The organism is Variovorax glucosi, assembly GCF_051216695.1.
Taxonomy (GTDB): domain Bacteria; phylum Pseudomonadota; class Gammaproteobacteria; order Burkholderiales; family Burkholderiaceae_C; genus Variovorax.
Genome location: NZ_JBPJZE010000293.1, coordinates 1 through 1,121 on the forward strand (window position 1 = coordinate 1; position 1,121 = coordinate 1,121).

1 protein-coding gene and 1 pseudogene are annotated in these 1,121 nt (G+C 61.4%); both read right to left on the minus strand.

What is annotated here, in order from left to right:
- Positions 1-10: 10 nt before the first annotated feature.
- Positions 11-697 (minus strand): annotated as a pseudogene (locus ACSFA3_RS25065) (ABC transporter permease family protein); the annotation flags it as partial.
- Positions 690-1,121 (minus strand): ABC transporter permease subunit (locus ACSFA3_RS25070; protein ID WP_435508054.1); only part of this gene is annotated, 432 nt, incomplete at its 5' end. The gene ACSFA3_RS25070 and the pseudogene ACSFA3_RS25065, both read right to left, overlap by 8 nt.

Consider the following 1,121-nt stretch of genomic DNA (forward strand, 5'->3'; position numbering starts at 1 on the left):
GCAGGAACTAGGCGCGCACATAGTCCGACAACCCCATCCAGCTGAACAGGGTCAGCAGGATCAGCAGCAGCGTCACACTGGGCGTGAAGATCGCGCTGAAGATGATCAGCAGGTACAGCTCGGGCATCGCCCCCCAGATCTCGATCAGCCGCTGGAAGGTCAAGTCGATCTTTCCGCCGAAGAACCCTTGCACCGCGCCGGTCGCGATGCCAAGCACCACCCCGATCACCGTGAGCGCCAGCGCGAACAGCACGCTCACGCGAAAGCCGTAGATCAGCTGGGCCAGCAGGTCGCGGCCACGTTCATCCGTGCCGAGCAGGTTCTCGCTCGAAGGGGCTGCAGGGTTCGGAGGCTTCGAGAAATAGTTGAGCGTGGCCGGGCCATAGCGGTTCGGCGCGTAGATCGCCCAGTTGCCGCCCTGGGTGATTCGCTGCTCGATGAATGGATCGAGGTAGTCGGCCGGAGTCTCGAAATCGCCGCCGAAGGTCTTCTCGGAATAGTCCCGCAGCACTGGGAAATAGGTCTTGCCTTCGTAGCGCACCACTAACGGCTTGTCGGTCGACAGCACATCGGCGAAAAGGCTCAGCACCACCAGCGCCGAGAAGATCAACAGGCTCCAGAATCCCAGCGGATTGCGGCGGAAACGGCGCCAGGCACGGCGGCCCGGGCTCACAGACACGACTGGTGCTTTAGTCAAACTTCACCCTCGGATCGACCCAGACATAGCAAAGATCGGAAATGAGCTTGGTCACCAGCCCGATCAGCGTGAACAGATAAAGCGTGCCCAGAAACACCGGGTAGTCGCGCCGCAAGACGCTTTCGTAGCTGAGTAAGCCCATCCCGTCGAGCGAGAACAACGTCTCGATCAGCAGCGCGCCCGAGAAGAAGGCGCCGATAAAGGCGGTCGGGAAGCCCGTGATGATCGGAATCAGCGCGTTGCGGAACACGTGCTTCCAGAGCACCTGGCGCTCGGCCAATCCCTTGGCGCGCGCCGTCAGCACGTACTGCTTGCGGATCTCTTCAAGGAACGAGTTCTTGGTGAGCATCGCGGTGATCGCGAAACTGCCGAGCACCATGGCCGTCACCGGCAAGGTGATGTGCCACAGGTAGTCGACGATGCG